The organism is Actinomycetota bacterium (assembly GCA_018830725.1).
In the GTDB taxonomy this organism is placed as follows: Bacteria; Actinomycetota; Humimicrobiia; order JAHJRV01; family JAHJRV01; genus JAHJRV01.
Map to the genome: position 1 here is coordinate 1 of JAHJRV010000082.1, position 3256 is coordinate 3256.

Below are 3256 nucleotides of genomic sequence, written 5' to 3' on the forward strand. Positions count from 1 at the left end.
AAGAACCTTCATATAATCAGAAAATGTCTTTGCAGTTTGGCTTAAAGCAAAATCAGGGGTTACAGCTCCATTTGTCTTAATTTTTAGAGTTAATTTATCATAATTGGTTTTATGACCTACTCTGGTTGAATCAATATCATAACTTACATTAATTACTGGAGTAAATATTGAATCTATGTGAATCAAACCAATTATCTCCTTACCTTTTTTATGCTCTTCAGCTGCTACATAACCCCTACCTCTCTCCACATTTATTTCTATTTTCAGTTTTCCATCTTCATTTAAACTCGCTATATATAAGTCTTTATTTACTATTTCTACCTCACTTGGAGCTATTATATCTTTAGCATAAATATCACATTTTCCCTTTTTTTCTATTCTTATGGTAACTGGTTCTTCAGATGAAGACTTAAGCACCAATTTTTTTAGATTTAAAATTAGTTCAGTTGTATCCTCCCTTACTCCAGGAATTGTTGAGAACTCATGATATACACCATCTATTTTTATAGATGTTGCTGCAGCACCTGGAATAGAGGAAATTAAAATCCTCCTTAAATTATTTCCCAAAGTATAACCATATCCTCTCTCTAAGGGTTCAATAACAAAAACACCTTCAGTTGGTGTATTTTTTATAATTTTTATTTTTGGTCTTTGCATTTCTAACAATTGACATTACCTCCAATAATATATAATTTGATGTTAAGTTATCTTGAATATAGCTCAACAATTATCTGTTCCTTAATGCTTTGGTCTATGTCCTCCCTTTCAGGCAGAGAAATAACCTTACCTTTAAGTTCTTTATGATCAACCTGAAGCCATCTTGGAATCTCTGTTTCAGATGATTGAGCTATTGATTGAGCTATTGTCGGTATTTTCTTGGCTTTTTTAACAATCTCTACTTCTTGTCCTGCTCCTACCTGGTATGAAGGTACCTTCATCTTTTTTCCATTAACTAAAATATGTCCATGATTTACAAGCTGTCGGGCCTGAGGTCGAGATTCAGCAAATCCTAATAAATAGACTATATTATCCAAACGAGTTTCTAAAAAAACTAATAGATTTTTACCTGTTATACCCTTCATTTTTAAGGCTCTTTTAAAATAGTTCTTAAACTGCTTCTCTAAAACCCCATATATCCTCTTTACCTTCTGCTTTTCTCTTAATTGAATTAGATAGTCAGTCTCCCTTGTTCTTGCTCTTCCTCTTCCTCTCTCTCCTGGTGGATAAGGTTTTTTCTCAGCAGGACATTTCTCTGTATTACATTTAGACCCTTTTATAAATAACTTTTCGCCTTCTCTTCTACATAGTTTACAAACTGCATTAATATGTCTAGCCATATTATCCTCCTAAACTCTCCTTTGCTTCTTAGCCCTACAACCATTATGCGGAATTGGAGTTACATCCTTTATATTTAAAACCTGAAGACCTAATGCTTGAAGTGACCTAACAGCAGTTTCTCTTCCAGAACCTGCTCCTTTGATATAAACATCAACCTGTTTTACTCCATGTTCCTGGGCTTTCTTTGTAGCTGATTCAGTCGCTAATTGTGCTGCAAAAGGTGTACCCTTTCGAGAACCTTTAAATCCTGCTGTTCCAGAAGATGCCCACGCAATTGTATTCCCTTTTAAATCGGTAAAGGTGATAATTGTATTATTAAATGTTGATTGAATATGAACAGCACCATGCGGTATATTCTTCTTTACCTTTCTTCGAACTTTTCCTTTTTTTCCTCTTTTTGTAACCATAAAGATTTCTCCTCACTAAGTTTTTTTACGTTTCGCTCCAACAGTCTTTCTTGGACCTTTTCTTGTTCTGGCATTAGTGTGAGTTCTTTGTCCCCTAACAGGAAGACCTCTCCTATGCCTTATTCCTTTATAGCACCCTATCTCAATTAATCTCCTTATATTTTGAGAAACCTCTCTTTTTAAACTACCTTCTACTTTAATATTCTCTTCAATATAGTTTGCTATAACAGAAATCTCCTTATCAGTCAAATCTTTTACTTTATGTGCAGAGTCAATTTTAGTTTCTTTAAGTATTGCTTTTGCTAATGACCTACCAATCCCATGTATTTTAGTTAATGCAATATCTATATGTTTATCTTTTTGTAAGTCTACACCTGCTATTCTTGCCAAGATTAATAAACCTCCTATCTAAATTTTTTATTTAACCCTGTCTTTGTTTATGACGAGGATTATCACAAATAACTCTAACTTTTCCTTTTCTTTTAATTATTTTACATTTTTTACAAATTTTCTTAACAGATGGTTTTACTTTCATAAAAATCACATTTAAATTTATCAATTTTTAATATTTTTTACCTGAATCTATAAATTATTCTTCCCTTAGTAAGATCATAGGGTGAAAGTTCAACTATAACTCTATCACCTGGAAGAATACGAATATAGTGCAACCTGATCTTACCAGATATATGAGCTAATACCTTATGACCACTGTCCAACTCTACCCTAAACATAGCATTGGGTAAAGCCTCCAGTACTTTTCCTTCTACCTCTATTTTTCCCTCTTTCTTCGCTATAATAGTTCTCCTTTTTTATTTTTCATCTGAATATTTCTATATTTCTTTTTGCGTTAATATTAATGGTTCATTTTTAGTAATAGCTACTGTATGTTCAAAATGAGCTGATAGTTTCCTATCTTTGGTTACAACAGTCCATTTGTCATCTAAAACCTCAACCTCATGAGTACCTTGATTAACCATCGGTTCTATCGCAAAAACCATACCACTTTTTAACACTGGTCCCATGTTAGGGGGTCCATAATTTAAAATTGAAGGTTCCTCATGAAGTTCAGTTCCAATTCCATGCCCTACAAATCTTCTTACAACAGAAAATCCGTTCTCTTCAGCAGTAGTTTGAATGGCATGGGATATATCCGATAGATGATTTCCCTCAAAACATTTTTTTATTCCTTTATAAAGTGCTCTCTCTGTAATATCCATTATTTCTTTTGCCTCTTTGGATATCTCACCAACACCAACTGTTATGGCTGCATCTCCGTAGTATCCTTGAAACTTTACACCAACATCAATTCCAATAATATCACCTTCTTTAAGCCTCCTATTATTAGGGATCCCATGAACCACGCACTCATTGATACTTACACATATGGTCACTGGATATCCTCTATAACCAAGAAATGCTGGAGTAGCACCTCGTTCTATAATAAAATTATGAGCAAGCTTATCCAGCTGTATTGTAGTTACTCCTGGTTGTATATGCCTCCTAAGCATCTT

General features: G+C 33.6%; 7 protein-coding genes. All 7 read right to left on the bottom strand.

Features of this window, described 5'->3' with window-relative positions; genetic code table 11:
* Positions 1 to 666, bottom strand: a 666-nt coding sequence (locus KKC53_03850; protein ID MBU2598299.1) for a DNA-directed RNA polymerase subunit alpha, incomplete at its 3' end; no start/stop codon positions are given.
* A 38-nt stretch (positions 667 to 704) separates the two neighbouring features.
* The gene (gene rpsD / locus KKC53_03855; GenBank protein ID MBU2598300.1) at positions 705 to 1337 is read right to left on the bottom strand and encodes a 30S ribosomal protein S4; all 633 of its coding nucleotides are present in this window, start codon (positions 1335 to 1337) and stop codon (positions 705 to 707) included.
* A gap of 9 nt (positions 1338 to 1346) precedes the next feature.
* On the bottom strand, positions 1347 to 1745 hold the full coding sequence (gene rpsK, locus KKC53_03860) for a 30S ribosomal protein S11 (protein MBU2598301.1): 399 nt from the start codon (positions 1743 to 1745) through the stop codon (positions 1347 to 1349).
* A gap of 15 nt (positions 1746 to 1760) precedes the next feature.
* Complete coding sequence (gene rpsM, locus KKC53_03865; protein MBU2598302.1) at positions 1761 to 2135, bottom strand: 30S ribosomal protein S13; 375 nt, start codon at positions 2133 to 2135, stop codon at positions 1761 to 1763.
* A 31-nt stretch (positions 2136 to 2166) separates the two neighbouring features.
* A complete protein-coding gene (gene rpmJ, locus KKC53_03870) occupies positions 2167 to 2280 on the bottom strand; it encodes a 50S ribosomal protein L36 (GenBank protein MBU2598303.1) in 114 nt (37 codons plus the stop codon).
* 37 nt (positions 2281 to 2317) lie between these two features.
* The gene (gene infA, locus KKC53_03875; GenBank protein MBU2598304.1) at positions 2318 to 2539 is read right to left on the bottom strand and encodes a translation initiation factor IF-1; all 222 of its coding nucleotides are present in this window, start codon (positions 2537 to 2539) and stop codon (positions 2318 to 2320) included.
* A gap of 36 nt (positions 2540 to 2575) precedes the next feature.
* Positions 2576 to 3256 (bottom strand): type I methionyl aminopeptidase (gene map, locus KKC53_03880; protein ID MBU2598305.1); only part of this gene is annotated, 681 nt, incomplete at its 5' end.

Bases quoted from the DNA above. Each gene is read 5' to 3' on its own strand.
- rpsD (MBU2598300.1), bottom strand. From the start codon at position 1,337: ATGGCTAGACATATTAATGCAGTTTGTAAACTATGTAGAAGAGAAGGC.
- rpsK (MBU2598301.1), bottom strand. From the start codon at position 1,745: ATGGTTACAAAAAGAGGAAAAAAAGGAAAAGTTCGAAGAAAGGTAAAG.
- rpmJ (MBU2598303.1), bottom strand. From the start codon at position 2,280: ATGAAAGTAAAACCATCTGTTAAGAAAATTTGTAAAAAATGTAAAATA.